Consider the following 22762-nt stretch of genomic DNA (forward strand, 5'->3'; position numbering starts at 1 on the left):
CATAATTGTATTATAAGACTAAGAAAGCTTTTAAAGGAGGAAATAACAGATGAATTTAATTCCTACAGTAATTGAACAAACAAATCGTGGAGAACGCGCTTACGATATTTACTCTCGACTATTAAAGGATCGCATCATTATGCTTGGTAGCGCAATTGATGACAATGTAGCAAACTCAATCGTTTCCCAGCTTTTATTCTTGGAATCTCAAGATCCAGAAAAAGATATTCACATTTACATCAACAGCCCTGGTGGTTCTATCACAGCTGGTATGGCAATTTACGATACAATGCAGTTTATTAAACCACAAGTATCAACAATCTGTATCGGTATGGCTGCATCTATGGGTGCATTCTTACTTGCAGCAGGTGAAAAAGGAAAACGTTTCGCTCTTCCTAACAGTGAAGTAATGATTCACCAACCACTTGGCGGTGCACAAGGTCAAGCGACTGAAATCGAAATCGCTGCAAAACGTATCCTATTCTTACGTGAAAAATTAAACCAAATTCTTGCTGACCGCACAGGTCAACCACTTGAAGTTCTACAACGCGACACAGATCGCGACAACTTCATGACAGCAGAAAGAGCTCTAGAATACGGCTTAATCGATAAGATCTTTACAAATCGTTAATACTTAAAAGCGGAAGCGCCCTACTACAGGGCGCTTTTTTTATTATGTACAAGGGTATCACATACCCTACCTAGTATCTAATCCAATATATCGGTGATTTTTCAATTATATCGACCACAACTTATCGACTTACCGACAATTTCCGACAAGCGCGAACCAGCTATATACCCACCGATCATTCGTTACCACACCAACCACGCACCCCACAAACAGAAAAATAAAAAAAGCTATCGCACATTCGCGATAACCCTTTATTGTACATATGCAGTTAATGCTTCCAAAGCCTCTTCTGCATCTGAACCTTCTGTTGTGATTGTAATCATGCTACCAGTTCCGATTGCTAAGCTCATAATCCCCATTATGCTCTTTGCATTCACTGTCTTTCCATCTTTCTCGATGAAGATATCCGCATGAAAGCGATTTGCCTCTTGTACAAACAACGCAGCCGGACGTGCTTGTAAGCCGTTTTTTAATGCCACTTTAACCAGTTTTTGAACCACAGCTCCATTTCCCCTTTAACCTTTTATTTTTTTGCTACTGTTTCCCCCGCGCGTAATTTCTCTGCAATTTCATCGATTTTACGCAAACGATGATTAATACCCGATTTACTAATTTTCCCTCCGGATACCATCTCACCTAATTCTTTCAATGTTACATCTTGATAATCTCTTCGTAACTGTGCAATTTCTCTTAATTTATCTGGCAAAATATCAAGCCCCACCGTCTCATCAATATAGCGGATGTTCTCAATTTGCCTTAGCGCTGCACCAATTGTTTTATTTAAATTAGCTGTTTCGCAGTTAACTAAACGATTTACTGAATTACGCATATCGCGAACAATTCGAATATCTTCAAATCTTAAAAGTGCATTATGAGCACCTATAATATTTAAAAACTCTGTAATTTTTTCAGCTTCTTTCAAATACGTAATGTACCCTTTTCTTCTTTCCAACGTCTTACTATTTAAATCAAATCCGTTCATCAGTTCACATATAGAATCATTATGTTCCTTATATAACGAAAAGATCTCTAAATGATAAGATGATGTTTCTGGGTTATTTACTGAACCACCTGCTAAAAATGCACCGCGTAAATACGATCGTTTACAACATTTCTTCTCGATTAATTCCTGCGATATATTTCGAATAAACGAAAAGTCATCTCGAACAATGTGAAGATCTGCTAATATTTCGCGAGACTTCTCAACAAGCCGCACGATATATACATTATTTTTCTTCAATCGCATTTTTTTACGAACAAGTAATTCTACCGTCACATCATATCCTTTTTTCAAAAGCGTATAAATCCTTCTTGCAATTGCTGCATTTTCCGTTTGAATATCGATAGATAGGCGACGGTTTGAAAAAGAAAGCGATCCGTTCATTCGAAGCAACGCCGATAATTCTGATTTCTCGCAGCATTCCTTCATTTCAAGGTTGGTCAACTCTTTCTTTGTTTCTGATGCAAATGACACAGTCAACACCTCCTTATACTATTACTTTGGAACAAAAATCTTGTCCTATATGAATGAGGAGCGTTACCTCAAATGAGGCAACGCACATTTATAACAATGAATATAAAATAGAAGCTAACTTTAATGTATCATGTCTTACAACACGATCATCATATTTCGCTAATCGATCTTGGATGATTTCGATATTATGTTCAGCAAAACGATTTGTATCCAGTGCCACTGGTTCCGACATCTCTTCCTCATATAACTTACGTAATTCACGAGGAATATCACGATTATTTACAATCGCAGTGTCGATAAATGGTTTACCTAAATGATCATGTAACGCCTGCACATGATCAAACGCAGTATAACCCTTCGTTTCGCCCGCTTGCGTCATAACATTACATACATATACCTTCTTCGCTTTTGCAGCAAGAACAGCGTCTCCAATTTTGTTAACAACTAAATTCGGTAATATACTTGTGTACAGACTTCCTGGACCGAAAACAAGCAAATCAGCTCTTTTAATTTCCGTCAACGTTTCACATAACGGTTCTACATCTTCTGGAGTTAAAAAGACACGATTAATCTTCTTCCCGAAATGAGGAATCTTTGATTCACCTGTTACAATTTCTCCATCTTCTAATTCTGCATGAAGTACCGCACTTTGATTCGCTGCTGGTAATACACGTCCTCTGACATTTAATACTTTACTCGTTTCCGTAATCGCGTGGTAAAAGTCTCCTGTAATCGAAGTCATACCTGCCAATAGTAAATTTCCTAACGCATGCCCTTTCAGTCCGTCTCCAGTTGTAAAACGGTGCTGAAATAAAGCCTCCACTAATGGTTCTACATCCGATAACGCAACAAGTACGTTACGAATATCACCTGGAGGTGGAATTTCTAGCTCATCACGTAGTCTACCTGAACTGCCTCCATCGTCGGCTACTGTTACAACTGCTGTAATATCAACAGGATATTGTTTTAATCCCCTTAATAAAACAGAAAGTCCAGTTCCACCTCCCATGATAACAATTTTAGGTTTTCTCTCTTTTTTCATCCCTTAATGGCCCTTTCTCTTCTCCACATCACGATGAGATACATGAACGCTATACTCTGGTTTCAAATGTTTCCCAAGGTACTCTGTAAGCGTAACAGAACGATGTTGCCCACCTGTACATCCAATCGCAATTACAAGTTGACTCTTACCTTCTCTTTTATAATGAGGCAGCATGAAAGTGATAAGATCCGTCAATTTCTCTAAAAACTTATGTGTTTCATTAAATTTCAACACATACGACGAAACTTCTTCATCCAGTCCTGTTAATGGCTTCATATGTGGAATATAATATGGATTTGGTAAAAAACGAACATCAAATACTAAATCAGCATCAATTGGAATTCCGTACTTAAATCCAAATGACATAACATTTACACGAAATGCTTGCTCAGTTTCTGTTGAGAATAAGTGAACAATTTTTTCTCGTAATTCTTTCGGTTTCAAATCAGATGTATCAAGCACAATATTCGCTCTTGCCTTCATATCAGTTAATAAACCACGCTCAGCTTCAATTCCCTTTAACGGCAAGCCAGTTGGCGCAAGTGGATGCGAACGTCTCGTTTCTTTATAACGAGTTACAAGTGTGCTATCTTTCGCATCTAAAAATAAAATATGAGGAATAATCCATGTACGTTCTGATAAATCATCAAGCGCTCCCCATAAATATTCAAAAAACTCTCGGCCACGTAAATCAATACCGAGTGCCACTTTATTCATTTTACCTTTTGAATCTGCCATAAGTTCAATAAACTTCGGCAATAACATCGGTGGTAAATTATCTACACAAAAATATCCTAAATCTTCGAAACTTTGTAACGCTACCGTCTTTCCAGCTCCAGACATCCCTGTAATAATTACCATTTTTATATCATTATTCTCTGTCATCGTATCCTCTCCTTGCAGGTTTAACTCGGATCTAATCGATATGAAAGCAACTCAAAATCTGGGGTATATACAAATGTACCGTAGATTATACCATTCCCTTTAATTAAATAATCAATAATGTGATAATCTCCTGGTGCCATTGCTAAATCATCAATTTTATCAAATGTATGCCAACCAATGATGCCTTCTTCGCTCTCTAATTTGTTTTCTCCTGCAAAATCTGTTGCTAAAAAGGAGAACATCATCCATTCAGAAACAACTTTATCACCTTCTTGGATGACAAAAGTGAAGACCCCTTTTAATGCTGGATTCTTTAAATAAATACCTGTTTCTTCACGATACTCGCGAACAACGGAATCTCTTACTGTCTCACCACGCTCCATTTTCCCGCCCGGTGCAACCCACCAATTTCGGCGAGGTTTTTGGAGTAAGAGTACTTCACTATCTCTAATTAACACACAGTTTGTCACTCTTTGCATGTTTCTTCACCTCAGCTACTTGCAGCAAAATTTCTCACTGCATACTCATTTCATTATACTATCAAAAACAGTTTGCTACAACGAAGGTGCCAGTCCCCTTTCGCCAAGCAATTGTAAAAATTCTTTCTATAACAAGCAATCAAAATACCTTACTTCCTATGAATAGCACATAAAAATCCCCTTAACGATTTTTATCGTTAAGGGGATTAAAACACTTATTTCTTACCGAAATAAGTAACAACCGCAAATCCTAAAATAAAAGTAATAATTGAACTTACAATTGAAATGCCACCAGTCGGAATACCAGGGAACACAATGACAATCGACCCGATAACGAGCCCAATAATTGCCGCAAATGTCATACTTTTATAACGATCTAACAAATAACTAATTCCTTTACTACTTACAACAAATCCGGCCATCACGCCGGCACCGATAACCACGATTAACGGTAAATTGAGTGTAGTTAAAGCGTTAATTGCTGTTGGATACACACCAATAATTAATAAAATAAACGATCCACTAATTCCAGGAAGAAGCATAGCCATACTAGCCATCCATCCTGCGAAAAATAAACCAATTGCATTTAAAATTGTTAACGTCGTAATTGGATCCGCTGCCTTATCTGGTTTAAAGAATGCTGTTATTGCAACAAGAATTGCTGCAATTATTAATAAGGCAATATGACTACCTTTAAACGTTGCCTTTGCATCAGCTTCTCTCATTAACATCGGTAATATACTAATAATTAAACCGAGGAAGAAAAATTGAGTCGGTTCATAATGATTTGCTAATAAATATTTAATAACGTGACTTAACGTTAGAAAAGCCGCCGCTACACCAGCTGCAAGTGGGATTAAAAACGCTAAATGTTTTTTCCATTCACGACTAAAGAATCCGCTAATTGCTGCGAGCAATTGTTCATAAATCCCTAACACAACAGCGATTGTTCCGCCGCTCACACCAGGAATTAAATCACTAACGCCCATACAAAATCCACGATATATATTACGCCATTCCATACTGAATAAATTCCTCATTTCTTATAGTGATTTTTTCCGTAAAGTCCAGTATATCAATAAGAAATCTTATAATCCTAATTGTTTTTGACAAAACTTTGACATTTTCACAAAAAAAAGAAAGCTCCTATCGGTAGCTTTCTTCTCAAAAGGTATATTACCCCTTATTTTTCTGTTACAGTTTTTAATTCTTCTACTAACTCTTCTATATAATGCTGTGCACTCTGCGCTGCAATACTACCATCACCTGTTGCAGTTACAATTTGACGAAGCATTTTTTCACGAACATCACCAGCTGCGAAAATACCAGGAACTTTCGTTTCCATACGCTCGTTCGTTTCAACATAACCATTTTCATTTGTAATACCTAGCTCAACAAACGGTTTTGATAGTGGTAACATACCGATGTATATGAAAACGCCGTCAGTTTTAACTTCTTGTTCTTCTCCGCTGTTTACATCTACAAGTGTTACGCTTCCTACTTTACCATTTGCGTCGTTAATTTCTTTTATAGTGTGATTCCAAATGAAATCTACTTTCTCATTTTGGAAAGCACGATCTTGTAAAATTTTCTGTGCACGAAGAGTGTCACGACGGTGAACGATCGTTACTTTTGATGCGAAGCGTGTTAAGAACACACCCTCTTCAACAGCAGAATCTCCGCCGCCAATAACAACAAGTTCTTTCCCTTTAAAGAATGCACCATCACATACTGCACAATACGATACACCGCGGCCACCAAGTTCTGTTTCACCTGGCACGCCAATTTTTTTATACTCTGCACCGCTTGCAACGATAATTGCACGTGCTTTATATTCTTTTTTACCAGCAATAATTGTTTTGTACTCTTTACCATCGATGATTGCTTTTACATCACCGTATGCATATTCAGCACCAAATTTCTTCGCATGCTCAAACATTTTATTTGATAAGTCTGGTCCTAAAATAGACTCATAACCTGGATAGTTCTCTACATCTTCTGTATTTGCCATTTGTCCACCTGGAATACCACGCTCAAGCATCAGTGTGCTTAAATTCGCACGAGATGTATATACCGCAGCTGTCATACCAGCTGGTCCTGCACCAATAATAATGACATCATAAATTTTTTCTTCTGACACACTATTCACTCCCATTCATTCATACACATTAAGTTACCCTCATTATACTGTTAGCATCATTTTTTTCCCAATGATTTGCCTACCCTACGTGTGCGTGCGCTTAACAGCCTGCACATACTTTCGTACAGTCGCTACAGATACATTATATACATCACCAAGCTCTGCCTGTGTCATCTTATTTCTTTGTTCGCCGCGCACAATATATTCAATTGCCGCTGACCAACCGTACACATTTGTAAAAGTCGCTCCAGATGTATATAAACGTATGAACGTGCAAAACCAAAAATTTAAACACTCTTCGATTAATTCATCATCTTTTTTCGTATAATTGTATAATGCATCCGCGATTCGTACGCACTGTTCAAATTGCTGTAAATCAGCTGGGATGCTTTTATGACTATTAAGTAAAAAGAAATATTTTGCAAGTTGCGATACGATTGGAACACCATTTTTCGCTTGCGTTACATCAAAGAAGAATCCAACCTTCTCTGGTGTTGACAATTCATTCATTAAATATAAAGCTAGCATTTTCTCTTCTAGCGTCGTACTTTGCTGAAATGATTTTCGTAACTCTTCAAATAAAAGATTTTGTCCTTCATCTGCTAAATTCAGTGCATTCCACGGTTCTTTTCCTTTTTTATCAGGATGCAATTCTACAACATGTTGCCACATTTTTTCAGCTACTTGCTGTTCCTTCACCATATACGCAGAGTATGCAAACCAGTAATAAAAACTGACGTCTCCTTCGTACCCTTGACGCTTTAATACTTTGAACCATTTATATGCAGGTTCAAAATGACCAATTGTTGCAAGCGTTGTTCCAAGTTTCAAACGATGCTCAAATGAAATTGGATATACCGATACTAACTGCCCCGCTAATGACTCTACTTGCTTATGCTCTCCAATTGAATATAGAAAAATAAGAGTATTACAAAGCGCATGCATATTACCAGGATTTTTCTCTAAAATCATTTCTGTTAACTTAAGCGCTTGATCTACATTACCTGATTGAAAATGTGCAATCGCTAAATTATTATGTCCTGACCAAAATTCTGGATATTCTTTCGTAACAACTTCTAGTGTAGCAATCGCCTCTTCTAATTGTCCGTTACGAATGTAGCGGTTCGCTTCTTCTTGCATAACAATTAGCTCATCTTCATCCTCAATCTCTTCCGCACCCATTGCATCTTCTTCCATAATCTCAAGCAATTCTAATGTATCTTCTACAAATTCCTTCTCTTCCGCAACTTCTAAATATCGCTCTGCATACTTCTTCGCCTGTTGAAACAAGCCCATATATGCATAATTATTTGAAATAAAATAATAGCATTGCTCAAGTTCAGGATTGGATCTAACAAGCTTTAGAAATATCTGATTCGACTCTTGATATTCACCAGATTCAGATAATGCTATTGCTAGTTGGCATAAAATAAACGGCTCCTTCTCGCTTTGTGCTGCTCTTCGAAAATATTTAATTGCATCTTGCAATTTTTGCCCTTTATAAGCCCTCATCCCTTTTTTATAAAAGAAGTCCGCTAACTGATTAAAAGAGATAACTTGTCCGTTCTCCTTATATATTCTTTGATTTTTCCCCATATATCCTCCAGTTTTTTGTTTTCTTCGTTCACACATTCTTCTATCTATAAGTATAAACGATTCCGTAAAAAACAAAACAGTATATTATAATCAATTATTTCCTTTTTATTCATAAAAAGAGAAGGGAAATGTTACATTTTTAACATCAACCTTCTCTAGTGGCCATTTCCTCTTTCGTATAAATAATACGCATCGGATTTCCGCCTACGAAAGCGCCGCCTGGTACATCTTTATGGACAAGTGTGCCTGCAGAAACGATAGCTCCATCTCCAATTGTCACACCTGGTAAAATTGTCGTATTCGCTCCAATCATAACTTCATTCCCTATGACGATTTCTCCAAGTCGATACTCACGAATTAAATATTCATGCGCTAAAAGCGTTGTATTATAGCCGATAATTGAATTTTCTCCCACAGTAATCTTTTCTGGAAACATAATATCTGGCATTACCATAAGTGCAAACGACGTTTTCTTTCCTACTTCCATCCGTAAAAACGTGCGATATAACCAATTCTTTACGGATAAAAATGGCGTGTAACGTGCGATTTGGATGATAATAAAATTTTTCATTACCTTCCAAAAAGAAACTGTTTTATACACATTCCACAATGAATTTTCTCCTGAAACAGGATAGCGCGTTGTCCGTCGCACTGAACTCTCTCCTCTACTTATATAAAAGTGACACTTTAACCGGCAGGAATCTTACTACCCGTTAATGCGGGACAAAATCGGTAGTAAATCACTCATTTTATCTAGCACATAATCTGGTTTATACGCTTCTAAATACGCTCTACCTTTCAATGTCCATGAAACCGCTACTGTTTTCGTACCTGCATTTTGTCCACCGACGATATCATGATGATTATCACCAACCATCAATGTTTCTTCTGGCTTTGCATCTAATAATTTCAATGCTTTTTGAAGTGGTTCTGGATGTGGTTTCACATGTTCCACATCATCAATCGTCACGACAACATCAAAAAACTGATCAAGTTTCGAAAGCTTTAATCCCATTTCAACCGTCTGTCTCGCCTTCGTTGTAACGATGCCGATCTTATAACCTTGCTTCTTCAATTCTTGAACCGTTTCATATACAGTTTCATACTCTTCCACTAATTCATCATGATGCTCATGATTAAATTGACGATAACATGTAATCATCTCTTCAACCTTACTTGCATCAATTTTACTAAAAGTATCATGCAAAGATGGACCGATAAATGGCAATACATCTTCACGCTTATACTGATTAGAATAATAGTGATTTAACGTATGTAAAAAAGAAGAGATAATAAGTTCATTTGTATTAATTAACGTTCCATCTAAATCAAATAACACTGTATTTATTTTCATCGTCCTTAATCCTTTCATTACCTGAATATGAAAGAAGCAGCATCTTCTATAAGATGCTACTTTTCTCTAATTTTCTAAATATCTTTTATCAGCTTGCCCCATTTTTCGTCTCACAATAATGAAAATGATAGAAATAACAACAATTCCAATAGACATTACTTGTGCAATACGAAGTGGTCCTAACATTAAACTATCTGTACGCAAACCTTCTACGAAGAAGCGTCCCACTGAATACCAAATTAAATATGTGAAGAATAATTCACCACGGCGTAAATTCACTTTTCGTAACGCGAGTAGTAAAATAACACCTGCAAAGTTCCATAATGATTCATATAAAAACGTTGGGTGATAATACACACCATCAATGTACATTTGATTAATAATGAAATCTGGTAAATGAAGACCTTCTAAAAACTGTCTCGTTACTTCATCACCATGCGCCTCTTGGTTCATAAAGTTTCCCCATCGGCCAATTGCTTGTCCTAGTAAAATACTCGGCGCAGCAATATCCGCTAACTTCCAGAATGAAAGCCCGCGTCGTTTCGCAAAAAGGATTCCTGTAATAACAGCCCCGATTAAACCACCATGAATCGCCAAACCACCTTGACGAATATTAATAATTTGACTCGGATTTTGCGAATAATATTCCCATTCAAAAATGACATAATACATTCTCGCAAAAAGAATGGCAATTGGTACTGCGATTAATACAAGGTCGATAAATGTATCTTTGTGAATACCAAGCCTTTCTCCCTCGCGAGTTGCTAGCCAAAGACCTAATAGCACACCTGTACCGATAATAACCCCATACCAATAAACAGGGAACGGCCCAAGTTGGACTGCTATACGGTCAAGCTGTGGTACAGAACCTAACAGCATGTATATGACCTCCCTCTCCAGAGTCTACTCTTGATTTCCTAACTCAATCGCACTCATTAATCGTTCAGAGAACTGTTGTGCCGCATTGACTCCCATACGTTTTAATCTGAAGTTCATCGCTGCTACTTCAATAATAACAGCCAAGTTTCGACCAGGACGAACTGGAAGTGTAATCTTCGTAAGTTCTGTATCAATAATCTTCATCTTCTCTTCATCAAGACCTAAGCGATCATAATTTTTCTTTTGATCCCAAATTTCAAGATTAATAACAAGTGTAATACGTTTATAATTTCGTACTGCCCCTGCACCGAATAACGTCATTACGTTAATGATACCTAGACCACGAATTTCTAATAAGTGCTCAATTAAATCAGGTGAGCTCCCTACTAATGTATCTTCATCTTCTTGACGAATTTCTACGCTATCATCCGCAACAAGGCGGTGACCACGCTTTACAAGTTCAAGCGCTGTCTCACTTTTCCCGACACCACTTTGACCTGTAATTAAAACACCAACACCATAAATATCTACTAGCACACCATGAACAGCTGTTGTTGGCGCTAACTTACCTTCTAAATAGTTTGTTAAACGACTTGATAATCTCGTCGTCGTTTGAGCAGAACGTAATAAAGGCACGCCTGATTCACGTGATGCTTGTAATAACTCATCCGGTACATCTTGATTACGAGTTACAATAATACAAGGCGTCTCCTCAGTACAAAGCGCTTTCATTCTCTCTTGCTTTTGCTCTGTCGTTAACGTATCAAAGAACGTAAGCTCCGTTTTCCCAAGAAGCTGCACGCGATCTGCTGGATAATATGTAAAAAATCCTGCCATTTCAATTCCAGGTCGCGATAAATCACTCGTATCAATCGGACGATGAATCCCTTCTTCACCACTTACTAACTCCAATTGAAATTGTTCAATTAAATCTTTTGTCCTTACTTTCGGCATATGTATAAACCTCCACTCCGCTGCGGGTTCAGTCTCATTTGATGTAAAATTCCATTCTATCGGATATTGTACCATTTTTTCTGGAAACAAGAAACTCGGTTTCTAATAAATAGAAAAAAACATTTCATATGAGTCATGAAATGTTTTTCTTTTTGTCATTTCCTCTTTTTTTCATGTAATGGTTCAACAATTACTTTTTCAATTATCATATTAAAAATAGAAATACAAATTGCCGCAACAATCGCTACACCAAATCCAGATATATTAAAGGCGTCCCCTAATAACGAATCCGTCATCTTTAACGTAATCGCATTAATAACAATTAAGAAGAAACCGAAAGTTACAAGAGTAATCGGTAGCGTAATTAAAATTAAAAGCGGCTTTACAAATACGTTTAAAATCGCCAATATAATACTCGCAATAATTGCAGTTTGTATATTTGCTATGTAAAATGCGTCTGGTGCAACCCCTTTTAAAAGTCCGGATACAGCGATTAACACAACGCTATTTACAAGAAGTGATACAATCCATCTCATTTCCTTACACATCCTTTTAACATATATATTTCATCATACGCTAATAGATAATAAACGCAAGTAACATGCAAACACTTATACCAATTTATTCTATTCTTTATACTTGTATACCTACTAACATTCTTACCAGTTTCCCTTAGTGAAATAAAAACCGAGTGCAATTCCCACTCGGTTTTTATTAACAACTTATTGTGATAACTCTACTTCTTTTATTTTCTCTTTCATTCTTGCTTTATCACGATCTAAAATCTCTTTTAAATACTTACCTGTATAAGAGCGCTCTTCTTTCACCACTTGCTCTGGCGTTCCCGAAGCAACAATTTGTCCGCCTTTGTCTCCGCCTTCTGGTCCAAGGTCAATAATATAATCAGCTGTTTTAATAACATCTAAATTATGCTCAATTACAAGTACCGTCTCACCACTCTCAACAAGACGTTGCAACACTTCTAGAAGGCGTGCAATATCATGTGCATGTAAGCCAGTCGTTGGCTCATCTAAAATGTATAACGTACGCCCTGTAGAACGACGATGTAATTCAGAAGCTAATTTCACACGCTGCGCCTCACCACCTGATAACGTCGTAGCTGGTTGTCCTAATTTCATATAACCAAGCCCTACATCTACAAGCGTTTGAAGTTTACGCTTAATTTTCGGGATATTAGCAAAGAACTCTACCCCATCTTCAATTGTCATCCCTAACACTTCAGAAATATTCTTATCTTTATATTTCACTTCTAACGTTTCACGGTTGTAACGTTTACCGTGACAAACTTCACATGGGACATACACGTCTGGTAAGAAATGCATTTCGATTTTAATAATTCCATCACCGCGGCACGCTTCACAACGGCCGCCTTTTACGTTAAAGCTGAAACGTCCTTTTTGATACCCACGTACTTTCGCTTCATTCGTGTGCGCAAATACATCACGAATATCATCAAATACACCAGTGTATGTCGCCGGATTTGAACGTGGTGTACGCCCGATTGGTGATTGATCAATATCAATAACTTTATCTAACTGCTCAAGACCTTTAATTTCTTTATGAGCCCCTGGCTTTGCTTTCGCTTTATATAGCTTTTGAGCTAATGATTTGTATAGTACTTCATTAATTATCGTACTTTTTCCAGAGCCAGATACGCCTGTTACTGCTACAAATGTTCCTAGGGGGAATGACATTTTCGCATTCTTTAAGTTATTTTCTTTCGCACCGACAATCTCCACTTTACGTCCGTCACCTTTACGTCTTTCAAGTGGTACCGGAATAAACTCTTTACCGCTTAAATATTTCCCAGTTAATGAATTCTCGTCTTGCATAACTTCAGCTGGTGTACCTGCTGATACAACTTGACCACCATGAATACCTGCACCAGGTCCGATATCAAGTAAATAATCAGCAGCCATCATTGTATCTTCATCATGCTCAACAACAATTAACGTATTTCCTAAATCACGCATTTCCTGCAATGTACGAATAAGACGATCATTATCACGCTGATGCAAACCGATAGAAGGCTCATCAAGAATGTAAAGTACGCCAGTAAGGCGAGAACCAATTTGTGTCGCTAAACGAATACGCTGCGCCTCACCACCTGATAAAGTTCCTGCGGCACGACTTAACGTTAAATAATCTAAACCGACGTTCACTAAGAACCCGACACGTTCCTGAATTTCTCTTAAAATTAAATGAGCAATTTTTTGTTGTTTCTCCGTTAACTCAACAGTTGAGAAGAACTCCTGTACTTCTTGAACAGAATATTTCGTTACATCGGCAATCGTTTTATCACCAACGAAAACAGCTAAACTCTCAGGCTTTAAGCGTCCACCTTTACACTTCGGACAAGCTTGCTCTGCCATATATTTCTCCATTTGCTCACGAATATAATCAGAACTCGTCTCACGATAACGACGCTCAATATTCGGAATAACACCTTCAAATAAAATCTCATTTTCCTTTACTTGACCAAATTCATTCACATAGCGGAAATAAAGCTTCTCTTCCCCGCTTCCGTACAGCACTTTATCAAATAAATCCTTCGGTATATCTTTCACCGGCATATCCATATCGATGCCGTAATGATTACACACGGATTTTAATAATTGCGGGTAATATTGTGAACTTGTCGGTTCCCAAGGAGCAATCGCATGTTCATTTAATGATACATCCCAGTTCGGAATAACAAGTTCTAAATCTACCTCTAACTTCGATCCAAGTCCATCACAAGAAGGACACGCGCCGAACGGACTATTAAACGAGAACATACGCGGCTCTAATTCTCCGATTGAAAAACCACAATGTGGACAAGCATGATGTTCACTAAATAGAAGTTCTTCCTCTCCCATTACATCGATTAAAACTCGGCCCCCGCCAAGCTTTAAAGCACTTTCTAGTGAATCTGCAAGTCGGCTTGCAATTCCTTCTTTCACAACAATACGGTCAATAACAACTTCAATTGAATGCTTCTTATTTTTTTCTAAAGTAATCTCTTCCGATACATCCAGCATCTCTCCATCAACGCGCACACGAACATAACCTTGCTTCTTAATATCTTCTAATACTTTCGCATGCGCACCTTTACGCCCTGACACGATAGGCGCTAGCACTTGCAACTTCGTACGTTCAGGATATTCAAGAACACGGTCTACCATCTGTTCCACTGTTTGTGATGTAATTTCAATTCCATGATTCGGACAAATCGGCGTACCAATTCGTGCAAATAATAAACGTAAATAATCATAAATCTCCGTTACCGTTCCAACCGTTGAACGAGGATTACGGCTCGTCGTTTTTTGGTCAATTGAAATCGCTGGAGATAAACCTTCAATCATATCAACATCCGGCTTATCCATTTGCCCTAAAAACTGGCGCGCATACGCAGATAAAGATTCCACGTATCTACGCTGCCCTTCTGCATAAATCGTATCGAATGCTAACGATGATTTCCCCGAACCAGACAATCCCGTCACAACAACAAGCTGATTTCTCGGAATGGTTACGTCAATATTTTTTAAATTATGCGCTCTAGCACCTTTTACAACAATAAAATCTTTACTCACTCTTTTCACCCTTCCGCTTTTAATTCTAATAGTAAATCTCTTAATTCAGCTGCACGCTCGAAATCTAATGCCTTTGCTGCTTCTTTCATCTCTGCTTCCATCTTCGCAATTGTATTTTCACGTTCTTTTTTCGTCATCTTCTTAGCTGGTGTTGCTTCATATATTTCCGTATCCTCAGCTGCTGTTGTCGCACGAATAACGTCACGTACTCCTTTTTGAATCGTTTTCGGCGTAATACCATGCTTTTCATTGTAAGCTTCTTGTATACTACGACGACGCTGTGTTTCTTCAATTGCAATTCCCATTGATCTCGTTATGCGATCTGCGTACATAATAACGCGGCCGTTTGCATTACGCGCCGCACGACCAATTGTTTGAATTAATGAACGCTCTGAACGTAGGAACCCTTCCTTATCAGCATCTAAAATAGCTACAAGTGATACTTCTGGAATATCTAATCCTTCTCGTAATAAGTTAATACCGACAAGTACATCAAACTTACCAAGGCGAAGATCACGGATAATTTCAATACGCTCTAATGTTTTAATTTCAGAGTGAAGATAATTCACTTTAATTCCTACATCTTTTAAATAGTCCGTTAAATCCTCTGACATTTTCTTCGTTAAAGTCGTAATTAATACACGTTCATTTTTTGCAATCCGGTCATGGATTTCTCCTAATAAATCATCTATTTGTCCTTCAATTGGTCGTATATCAATTGGTGGATCTAAAAGCCCTGTTGGACGAATAATTTGTTCTATTGCTTTCGGTGACTGCTCTAACTCGTACGGTCCTGGCGTTGCCGAAACGTAAATAACTTGATTCGTTTTCTCTTCAAACTCATCAAACGTGAGCGGTCTATTATCTAAAGCTGATGGCAGACGGAATCCATGATCAACAAGCACTTGCTTACGTGCTTGGTCCCCGTTATACATCGCTCTTACTTGCGGAACCGATACGTGCGACTCATCCATAACGATTAAGAAATCCTCTGGAAAATAATCTAAAAGAGTATACGGCGTTGAGCCTGCTGGACGAAGTGTTAAATGACGGGAATAGTTTTCAATCCCTGAACAAAAGCCCATCTCGCGCATCATTTCTAAATCATAACGCGTTCGCTGTTCTATGCGCTGCGCCTCTAACAACTTACCGTTATCATTTAATTCTTTTAAACGCTCTTCTAATTCTTTTTCAATATTTTCAATAGCGACCTTCAGCTTTTCTTCACGTGTAACGAAGTGAGATGCCGGGAAGATTGCTACATGATCACGTTCTGCTAATACTTCACCCGTTAATGCATTTACTTCTCGAATACGATCTATTTCATCCCCAAAAAATTCAATTCGAATACAATGCTCATCAAGTGATGCGGGGAAGATTTCAACTACATCTCCGCGCACACGGAATGTACCACGCTTAAAATCAATATCATTACGTCCATACTGTACATCAACAAGTTCACGAAGCAATTGATTGCGGTCCTTTTCCATACCAACTCGAAGCGAAACAACTAACTCGCGGTATTCTTCCGGAGAACCTAAACCGTATATGCACGAAACACTCGCAACGATAATAACATCATCTCTTTCAAATAAAGAAGACGTTGCCGAGTGGCGTAATTTATCAATTTCATCGTTAATTTGCGCATCTTTTTCAATAAACGTATCCGTATGTGGTACGTACGCTTCCGGCTGATAATAATCGTAATAACTAACAAAATACTCCACAGAATTGTTAGGAAAGAAATCTTTCAGCTCACTATATAACTGTCCTGCTAACGTTTTATTATGAGCCATTACAAGTGTTGGCTTCTGCACTTCTTTAATGACATTTGAAATCGTAAATGTCTTACCCGTTCCTGTCGCTCCAAGCAACACTTGCTTTTTCTTTCCACTATTTATTCCCTCTACAAGCTTCTCTATCGCTCCCGGCTGATCACCTTGCGGGGAATACTCTGAGATAATTTCAAATGGATGTTCCAACTAAAAACCGACCTCCTCATAAAAATCTGTATTATTATTTTACCACGAATGCCCATAAAAAACCTAAAAAAACGAACAGATATTCGGTAAAATTTTCGACAAGATATACATAAAAAAAAGAAGGAATAAATACTTCCTTCCTCTACTAACTCTATTTTTCAAGTACATATAATAAGTCATATCCATTGCGCCCATTTTCATTCGTACAATCTATTAACCTATATACCGTTTCTGATTCACGTTGCTCTTTAACAATCCTTTTACAACTATCTTTATGTAACCCTTTATGGTCACCAGCAAATTGATCTTGTCTATTATCTAACACATAAAGTATATCTTTCTCACTATGCTCTAACGTTTGAAAAACAGGATCACCTTCATGTGTATACTGTACAATTCTTATTTTATCAACTTTCCCTTGTTCCACATTCCAAATGAACTTCTCGAATTTATCTAGATTAGAAATTTCTCCCCCCCTTTGCAACGACATCATTCTTCTTATCAATTGCACTGTTAGGTTGTGAACATGCTACTAAACTAAAGAGAAATAAGCATATAAAACCTGTTCTTTTCCCTATTGTTATCCTCTCCTATACAAACTATTGGTATACTAGAAAAAAGCTACTTTCCTCTATGAAAGTAGCTTCTTGTTTCCTTTCTCCTTCTTCGGAAAAATAACATATGAAAATGAAATCGCAGTATCCACTAAAAGAATAATAGCCCATACTTGGCTTACACGGCTTGCTGTTTTATTTAAAACAATTCCTGACTCTAACCAATTCCCCCACTGTTCTATTGGAATAAGCCCATACATGAAGAAAAAGAATATATGAACCGCAATAAACAAAATAAGATGTAAAATCCAATTTTTTATTTCCTGCTTCGCATGCGCCATCCCTGTTACTTCAAGTGGTTCTTCGATAATAGGCGCCGGTTCATTCCGCCACTTCGCAACTAATTTTTGTGCATATATGTCTAATTTTTTCAAATCCTTTTTCCCATAAAAAACTGCATATAATAAAATGATTACCGTAATGATTTGAAAATTAGAGAACTTCCCTGTTTGATAATAGTCCAATACCCCTAAAGTTAAAATAAACACTTCATTTATGAGTAGCACAATCCCCATAATAAAGCTCGCCTTTTTCAAGCGAAATCCATACCTTAGTAAAAAGAATCCAATAGCTGATAGCCAAAATACAATCTCTGCACCAATTAAAAAGTACCATTGATATTCTGCGAGTATACTCATTTATCCCTCTCCCTTTCATCATATATACGAAAAGCCTCATCCATATATACTAGAAGCTCTTCCTCAATTGGATACATACTCATTTTCTGTGAATCTTCTTTTGACTTTCTTACTTCCCACAGTTTATCTAAAAATGCTTCATCACCATTTGCCATCTCTAAACACTTCTGCATTAATTTCTTTGTTGCGCCTTGTACTTCATCACATGATGCTTCCTTACCGTCTTTCATAAAGTTACGTAGTTGCTTCAATAAATTTACCCATTCTAAAACATTCGGATCTTCTTCACTCATGTTCGGCAAATTATGAAGCAACTTTTGTTCTCCCTTAGAAAAAACTTCATTTTGAAACATCTCACGTATTCGCGGAGACTGTTTCGAAAGCTGAATGAGTTCAAACATAACTTTCCAATCCAGTTCTCCCTCCACATCTACTGAATAAACAACTGCCTGTAAAATACGTTCCATTCGATTAAATTTTTTCTGTTCTTCCTGTACAAACCTAAGTTGCTTTTCAAGCGATACTTTTAAATTGAGCTCATCCGTTATTAACATATTCGTAATCTCTTTTAATGAAAAACCCATTTCTTTTAAAAATAAAATTTGCTGCAAACGAACAACATCTCTCTCGCTATATAACCGATGTCCTCCATCAGTTTTCCCACTCGGCTTTAATAAATCAATTTGATCATAATAACGTAACGTCCTTACTGTAACCCCTGTTTCCCTCGTTAGTTCTTGAATTGAAATCAACTCCATCACCTCTTCTCCTTCATTATAAAAGATGACGTAACGTAACTTTCAAGTGGTTTGTAAAAAAAATACAAAAAGCTGTTTATACCTTTTGTATAAACAGCTTTTATGGAAATAACCCCTTTTGTATAGCACGACCACAAAATAAAATAATTGCCCCTACAACAACACTTGTTGCTGTTTTATGATAATGCGCTAAAATTAATAAATAGTATGATAAACCTACAGCACCAATCATAATACATACACTTGGCACTGGATTACGAGAGAAGTTTTGTATTCCCCAAAACAAAGCAAAAATAGCCGTAGCGACACATAATACCGGTAATCCCATCCCAGTTCCCCTTTTTCTATCTATTCCTTGTTGCTAACACACTCGTCGATGCCATACTTATTAATAAACCAAAAATAGCAATATATAATAACTCATTTACATGTACTACTTGCCTATCTAAATACTTATTTACACAAAGATACATAATGAACAAAAAAACGCAGCTTGTAATACAAATCGTAAAATATGACTTCATATTGTTCACAACTCGCTCATCAATTGACGGTACTCTCTCTTCTTTCAAACGCTTCTGTTCTCTATATTCCGAAATGCCATATAAAATGACTAGTGCTACATTCGATATGAAGATCGTTCCCCACGAAATACTTAAAATCATTAAACTCACATTTAAAACAAGACCCGCTAAAAACAAACTTCCTATGAACCGTATAATATCTTGCTTACTCATACATGATCAGCCTCTTTTTGATTTCTATATTTCCATTTCGGCCAATAGTTCACAAAGAAATAAACAAACTGTCCTAATACAAATAAAACAAACGGCATGCCCGCATTTCCATAAACAATTAAATTATACAAACTCCATACCGCTAAACTCATTGTTAAAAACAACCCTAAATATTTAAACGCTTTATCCGACTGAAATCTCTCAAACTCATCTTGCATTTTCATTCCTCCTATCGTTATGCTCGTTTTCCCGCCATTACTCCTATGATGAGACTACCAGCAAATAAGAAACTACATACAATGAATATTTCTGGAATCGGTATAGTAATTCGCCCTATCGCTTTGCTTGCAACAATATAAACAATAAGCAAAAGAAATGCGAATATAAATGAGACATTTACATACTTTTTTATATTTTCATTTACCCGCTCATCTATATCTGGAAGTTCTTCTTTTTTGTACTTCCGCTTTTTGTAATTCGTATACAATATCAGAAATACAATTGCTAAAATGTTACTAACTATAAGCGATAACATCGGTATGGATGGGTCCATAATCCGAACTAAAACGTCCCCCTCCACATAATCCTAAGACCGTAGCGATATACAACTTTTTAGTATCGTTCATTTTCTCTCCCCTTACTCCAGCGTAAATATTTCCTCTACCTTCATTCCAAAATATTTGGCGATTTTTAGGGATAACTCTAGACTTGGGTTATAGTGGTGGTTCTCAATCGCCACTATTGTCTGCCGCGTCACTTGCATCGCCTTTGCCATTTCAATTTGCGTTATATGATGTTGTTTTCGCAATTCTTTAATTTTATTTTTCACACCCATAGGCTCCACCTTCGAAAGTAAAGATATCTTTACAAAAAAAGGTAAAAAAAAGAGACATCTATAAGATGCCTCTTTTTTTGCTACATAAATCCTAATGCATATACAAGAACGTACCCAAGAACAGATAAGCAAACCGAGCCAATCAACCCTGCCACAAATGCCCTACTTCCTAATTTGCGGAACGTTTTAAACTCTACATTTAAACCTAGCCCTGCCATTGCCATTGCAATAAGCATGTACGCAATTACTACAATATATCCGGCAACAACTTCTGGGATAATCCCAAGCGAATGCACCGCACTCATTGCTAAAAATCCGAAGATGAACCAAGGAATCGGAAGGTCGCGCCACGATCTTTTTTCCTTGCTTTCCTCGCTCTTACCAAACCATAATCCAATTAAAATCGCTACTGGCACAAGCATCGCTACGCGCGTTAACTTCACAATAACCGCGATGTCTACAGCCGTGCTACCTCCTGGCGCTGCAGCCGCGATAACGTGAGCGATTTCGTGCAGCGTCGCCCCTGAGAACACCCCGTAACCGTAGGGTGAGAAGCCAAGCACTGGGTATAATAGCGTATAAATAAGTGTAAATATTGTACCTAAAATTGCAATAATTGCTGCCCCGACTGCTGTTTCTTCATCTTTCGCTTTCACTTGCGGTGCAATTGCCACGACCGCTGCAGCTCCGCAAATTGCCGTCCCACATGCTGTTAAAATTCCAAGTTTCTGTTCTACTTTAAATACTTTCGTTAGTCCATATACAACGAAAATTGTAAATGTAATAACAACCGCTGCGATGACCAATACTTTCGGCCCCGCCTTCGCAATATCTACAAGATTTAACCTCATTCCGAGTAAGATGATCCCAAAGCGTAGCAACTTCTTACTCGCAAAGTTCGTTCCCGCTATCGCTTCTTGAGGAATCCCGATTGCCGCGCGCCAAACCATCCCGATTAGAATAGCGATTACTAATTGTCCCATAATATTTAAAAATGGAAGCTCTGCTAAATATTTCGCGGCGATTGCGATTAATAACGTAATCCCAATACCTTGCGAAAATCCAAAGCCCTTCTTCTTTTGTATAACAAGTGTTTGTTCCACTTTGTACCACCCCAATAATCGTATTGGAACATGCATGTTCTTTCTAGTTACATTATAAGAGAGTTTTAATAATAAGTTTAATATCAATATTGAATACCTATCATCAGAAATATTTATGATAAAATAAAAGCAAAAATAAAGGGGCCTAACAAATGAACGTCGACATTTTAAAGATCTTTGTTACTGTCGTTGAACAAAAACATTTTTCGCGTGCTGCGGAACTATTAAACCTTTCACAACCTGGCGTTAGTATGCACATTCGCAACCTGGAAAATGAACTTGGGACTACACTTATTCAGCGCTCCCCAAAGCACGTCCAAGTTACGGAAGCTGGAAACATATTATACATACACGCAAAGCAGATGCTCTCACTTTATGAAGATGCAAAACAGGAAATTAATGCGCTGCATAACGTCGTAACAGGGACACTTCGCATCGGCGCTAGCTTTACAATTGGCGAATACTTACTTCCAAAAATACTTGCGCGCTTTGCCAATGAAAATGCACACGTCGAAGTTCATACATTTATCTCCAATACGGAAGAAGTTTTGCAAAGCCTCCGCTCTAATCAAATTGATATCGGCTTAGTGGAAGGCCAAGTCGTATACGCTGACGTAGATGTTGAAACTTTTATGCAAGATGAAATGAAACTCGTCGTCCCGCCAAACCACCCATTGCTCCATATCAAGGGGATTAACGAAAATGCATTGCAAGACCAAGTCTGGGTATTAAGGGAGAGCGGCTCTGGCACACGTGCCTATAGCGATCGATTTATACACCAACATCATTTAAAAATGAAACGCTTCTTTACATTTAGCAGTATTCAAAGCGTGAAGGAAGCCGTTGCAGCCGGTCTTGGCATCGCTATCCTTTCAGATTGGACTGTTCGAAAAGAACTGTTGGCACAAGAAATATTCCACATCCCTGTTCCGAACGAAGAGCTAATCCGTCCATTCTCCATCGTGCGCGGCAAATATTTCATTCCATCTAAAGCCATCCAAGTGTTTTTAAATCATGTGAATTCTTTTGCGAAAAAACAAAGTTGACCTTCACATTAGTGTGAAGGTT

General features: G+C 37.6%; 24 protein-coding genes and 2 pseudogenes. 2 read left to right on the forward strand and 24 right to left on the reverse strand.

The window, feature by feature from the left end:
• Nucleotides 1–49 precede the first annotated feature (49 nt).
• Nucleotides 50–631 carry an ATP-dependent Clp endopeptidase proteolytic subunit ClpP gene (clpP, locus tag JFT95_RS23300; protein ID WP_001049156.1) on the forward strand — a complete coding sequence of 194 codons (582 nt, stop codon included), beginning with the start codon at nucleotides 50–52 and terminating at the stop codon, nucleotides 629–631.
• A 251-nt stretch (nucleotides 632–882) separates the two neighbouring features.
• Here clpP and JFT95_RS23305 read toward each other — a convergent pair whose 3' ends face one another.
• The 24 genes and pseudogenes from JFT95_RS23305 to JFT95_RS23420 form a co-directional block, all read right to left on the reverse strand.
• Complete coding sequence (locus JFT95_RS23305; protein ID WP_002016081.1) at nucleotides 883–1131, reverse strand: HPr family phosphocarrier protein; 249 nt, start codon at nucleotides 1129–1131, stop codon at nucleotides 883–885.
• 23 nt (nucleotides 1132–1154) lie between these two features.
• Complete coding sequence (whiA, locus tag JFT95_RS23310) at nucleotides 1155–2105, reverse strand: DNA-binding protein WhiA (RefSeq protein ID WP_002016082.1); 951 nt, start codon at nucleotides 2103–2105, stop codon at nucleotides 1155–1157.
• Between the two features lie 88 nt (nucleotides 2106–2193).
• Complete coding sequence (locus JFT95_RS23315) at nucleotides 2194–3147, reverse strand: gluconeogenesis factor YvcK family protein (RefSeq protein ID WP_002016083.1); 954 nt, start codon at nucleotides 3145–3147, stop codon at nucleotides 2194–2196.
• A 3-nt stretch (nucleotides 3148–3150) separates the two neighbouring features.
• Nucleotides 3151–4032, reverse strand: a complete 882-nt coding sequence (gene rapZ, locus JFT95_RS23320; protein WP_002016084.1) for an RNase adapter RapZ — start codon at nucleotides 4030–4032, stop codon at nucleotides 3151–3153.
• 20 nt (nucleotides 4033–4052) lie between these two features.
• A complete protein-coding gene (locus tag JFT95_RS23325; RefSeq protein WP_088044948.1) occupies nucleotides 4053–4511 on the reverse strand; it encodes an NUDIX hydrolase in 459 nt (152 codons plus the stop codon).
• A 215-nt stretch (nucleotides 4512–4726) separates the two neighbouring features.
• Nucleotides 4727–5533: a DUF368 domain-containing protein gene (locus tag JFT95_RS23330; RefSeq protein WP_002016085.1), complete on the reverse strand. Its 807-nt coding sequence runs from the start codon at nucleotides 5531–5533 to the stop codon at nucleotides 4727–4729.
• A 161-nt stretch (nucleotides 5534–5694) separates the two neighbouring features.
• Nucleotides 5695–6651: a thioredoxin-disulfide reductase gene (gene trxB, locus JFT95_RS23335; RefSeq protein ID WP_002089563.1), complete on the reverse strand. Its 957-nt coding sequence runs from the start codon at nucleotides 6649–6651 to the stop codon at nucleotides 5695–5697.
• A gap of 84 nt (nucleotides 6652–6735) precedes the next feature.
• On the reverse strand, nucleotides 6736–8247 hold the full coding sequence (locus JFT95_RS23340; protein ID WP_002129890.1) for a tetratricopeptide repeat protein: 1512 nt from the start codon (nucleotides 8245–8247) through the stop codon (nucleotides 6736–6738).
• Between the two features lie 145 nt (nucleotides 8248–8392).
• Nucleotides 8393–8899, reverse strand: a complete 507-nt coding sequence (locus JFT95_RS23345; RefSeq protein ID WP_002129892.1) for an acyltransferase — start codon at nucleotides 8897–8899, stop codon at nucleotides 8393–8395.
• Nucleotides 8900–8953: 54 nt separating this feature from the next.
• On the reverse strand, nucleotides 8954–9601 hold the full coding sequence (ppaX, locus tag JFT95_RS23350; protein WP_002089567.1) for a pyrophosphatase PpaX: 648 nt from the start codon (nucleotides 9599–9601) through the stop codon (nucleotides 8954–8956).
• Nucleotides 9602–9667: 66 nt separating this feature from the next.
• The gene (gene lgt / locus JFT95_RS23355) at nucleotides 9668–10480 is read right to left on the reverse strand and encodes a prolipoprotein diacylglyceryl transferase (protein ID WP_002034719.1); all 813 of its coding nucleotides are present in this window, start codon (nucleotides 10478–10480) and stop codon (nucleotides 9668–9670) included.
• A gap of 24 nt (nucleotides 10481–10504) precedes the next feature.
• Complete coding sequence (gene hprK / locus JFT95_RS23360) at nucleotides 10505–11434, reverse strand: HPr(Ser) kinase/phosphatase (protein WP_002016091.1); 930 nt, start codon at nucleotides 11432–11434, stop codon at nucleotides 10505–10507.
• A 155-nt stretch (nucleotides 11435–11589) separates the two neighbouring features.
• The gene (locus JFT95_RS23365; RefSeq protein WP_002089574.1) at nucleotides 11590–11970 is read right to left on the reverse strand and encodes a phage holin family protein; all 381 of its coding nucleotides are present in this window, start codon (nucleotides 11968–11970) and stop codon (nucleotides 11590–11592) included.
• Nucleotides 11971–12156: 186 nt separating this feature from the next.
• Nucleotides 12157–15027 (reverse strand): excinuclease ABC subunit UvrA, encoded by a 2871-nt coding sequence (uvrA, locus tag JFT95_RS23370; protein WP_002016096.1) that lies wholly within the window; start codon nucleotides 15025–15027, stop codon nucleotides 12157–12159.
• Nucleotides 15028–15032: 5 nt separating this feature from the next.
• Entirely contained in the window at nucleotides 15033–17009 is a 1977-nt protein-coding gene (gene uvrB / locus JFT95_RS23375; RefSeq protein WP_002016097.1) for an excinuclease ABC subunit B, read from the reverse strand.
• 151 nt (nucleotides 17010–17160) lie between these two features.
• Nucleotides 17161–17593 (reverse strand): annotated as a pseudogene (locus JFT95_RS23380) (DUF4362 domain-containing protein).
• Between the two features lie 47 nt (nucleotides 17594–17640).
• Entirely contained in the window at nucleotides 17641–18261 is a 621-nt protein-coding gene (locus tag JFT95_RS23385) for a hypothetical protein (RefSeq protein WP_201053340.1), read from the reverse strand.
• On the reverse strand, nucleotides 18258–19019 hold the full coding sequence (locus JFT95_RS23390) for a MerR family transcriptional regulator (RefSeq protein ID WP_002129901.1): 762 nt from the start codon (nucleotides 19017–19019) through the stop codon (nucleotides 18258–18260). Before JFT95_RS23390 ends, JFT95_RS23385 begins: the two co-directional genes overlap by 4 nt.
• Nucleotides 19020–19119: 100 nt before the next feature.
• The gene (locus JFT95_RS23395; protein WP_002034710.1) at nucleotides 19120–19347 is read right to left on the reverse strand and encodes a hypothetical protein; all 228 of its coding nucleotides are present in this window, start codon (nucleotides 19345–19347) and stop codon (nucleotides 19120–19122) included.
• A 16-nt stretch (nucleotides 19348–19363) separates the two neighbouring features.
• Complete coding sequence (locus tag JFT95_RS23400; RefSeq protein ID WP_002129904.1) at nucleotides 19364–19756, reverse strand: hypothetical protein; 393 nt, start codon at nucleotides 19754–19756, stop codon at nucleotides 19364–19366.
• On the reverse strand, nucleotides 19753–19974 hold the full coding sequence (locus tag JFT95_RS23405) for a hypothetical protein (protein WP_002089582.1): 222 nt from the start codon (nucleotides 19972–19974) through the stop codon (nucleotides 19753–19755). The genes JFT95_RS23400 and JFT95_RS23405 overlap by 4 nt, the downstream gene beginning before the upstream one ends.
• 17 nt (nucleotides 19975–19991) lie before the next feature.
• Nucleotides 19992–20382: pseudogene (locus JFT95_RS23410) on the reverse strand (hypothetical protein).
• Nucleotides 20383–20393: 11 nt separating this feature from the next.
• The gene (locus JFT95_RS23415) at nucleotides 20394–20591 is read right to left on the reverse strand and encodes a helix-turn-helix transcriptional regulator (RefSeq protein ID WP_002016109.1); all 198 of its coding nucleotides are present in this window, start codon (nucleotides 20589–20591) and stop codon (nucleotides 20394–20396) included.
• Nucleotides 20592–20671: 80 nt separating this feature from the next.
• Nucleotides 20672–21694 (reverse strand): YeiH family protein, encoded by a 1023-nt coding sequence (locus JFT95_RS23420; protein WP_002129908.1) that lies wholly within the window; start codon nucleotides 21692–21694, stop codon nucleotides 20672–20674.
• A gap of 152 nt (nucleotides 21695–21846) precedes the next feature.
• Between JFT95_RS23420 and JFT95_RS23425 the strand changes: the two genes are divergently transcribed.
• On the forward strand, nucleotides 21847–22740 hold the full coding sequence (locus JFT95_RS23425) for a LysR family transcriptional regulator (RefSeq protein WP_201053342.1): 894 nt from the start codon (nucleotides 21847–21849) through the stop codon (nucleotides 22738–22740).
• Nucleotides 22741–22762 lie beyond the last annotated feature (22 nt).

It is taken from the genome of Bacillus sp. TH17 (genome assembly GCF_016651125.1).
GTDB lineage: Bacteria > Bacillota > Bacilli > Bacillales > Bacillaceae_G > Bacillus_A > Bacillus_A mycoides.

Excerpts from the sequence above, each read along its gene's own strand:
- clpP (WP_001049156.1), top strand. The coding sequence starts at position 50 with ATGAATTTAATTCCTACAGTAATTGAACAAACAAATCGTGGAGAACGC.
- JFT95_RS23315 (WP_002016083.1), bottom strand. The coding sequence starts at position 3,147 with ATGAAAAAAGAGAGAAAACCTAAAATTGTTATCATGGGAGGTGGAACT.
- rapZ (WP_002016084.1), bottom strand. The coding sequence starts at position 4,032 with ATGACAGAGAATAATGATATAAAAATGGTAATTATTACAGGGATGTCT.
- JFT95_RS23325 (WP_088044948.1), bottom strand. The coding sequence starts at position 4,511 with ATGCAAAGAGTGACAAACTGTGTGTTAATTAGAGATAGTGAAGTACTC.
- JFT95_RS23330 (WP_002016085.1), bottom strand. The coding sequence starts at position 5,533 with ATGGAATGGCGTAATATATATCGTGGATTTTGTATGGGCGTTAGTGAT.
- JFT95_RS23340 (WP_002129890.1), bottom strand. The coding sequence starts at position 8,247 with ATGGGGAAAAATCAAAGAATATATAAGGAGAACGGACAAGTTATCTCT.
- ppaX (WP_002089567.1), bottom strand. The coding sequence starts at position 9,601 with ATGAAAATAAATACAGTGTTATTTGATTTAGATGGAACGTTAATTAAT.
- lgt (WP_002034719.1), bottom strand. The coding sequence starts at position 10,480 with ATGCTGTTAGGTTCTGTACCACAGCTTGACCGTATAGCAGTCCAACTT.
- hprK (WP_002016091.1), bottom strand. The coding sequence starts at position 11,434 with ATGCCGAAAGTAAGGACAAAAGATTTAATTGAACAATTTCAATTGGAG.
- JFT95_RS23365 (WP_002089574.1), bottom strand. The coding sequence starts at position 11,970 with ATGAGATGGATTGTATCACTTCTTGTAAATAGCGTTGTGTTAATCGCT.
- JFT95_RS23385 (WP_201053340.1), bottom strand. The coding sequence starts at position 18,261 with ATGAGTATACTCGCAGAATATCAATGGTACTTTTTAATTGGTGCAGAG.
- JFT95_RS23390 (WP_002129901.1), bottom strand. The coding sequence starts at position 19,019 with ATGGAGTTGATTTCAATTCAAGAACTAACGAGGGAAACAGGGGTTACA.
- JFT95_RS23395 (WP_002034710.1), bottom strand. The coding sequence starts at position 19,347 with ATGGGATTACCGGTATTATGTGTCGCTACGGCTATTTTTGCTTTGTTT.
- JFT95_RS23400 (WP_002129904.1), bottom strand. The coding sequence starts at position 19,756 with ATGAGTAAGCAAGATATTATACGGTTCATAGGAAGTTTGTTTTTAGCG.
- JFT95_RS23405 (WP_002089582.1), bottom strand. The coding sequence starts at position 19,974 with ATGCAAGATGAGTTTGAGAGATTTCAGTCGGATAAAGCGTTTAAATAT.
- JFT95_RS23415 (WP_002016109.1), bottom strand. The coding sequence starts at position 20,591 with ATGGGTGTGAAAAATAAAATTAAAGAATTGCGAAAACAACATCATATA.
- JFT95_RS23425 (WP_201053342.1), top strand. The coding sequence starts at position 21,847 with ATGAACGTCGACATTTTAAAGATCTTTGTTACTGTCGTTGAACAAAAA.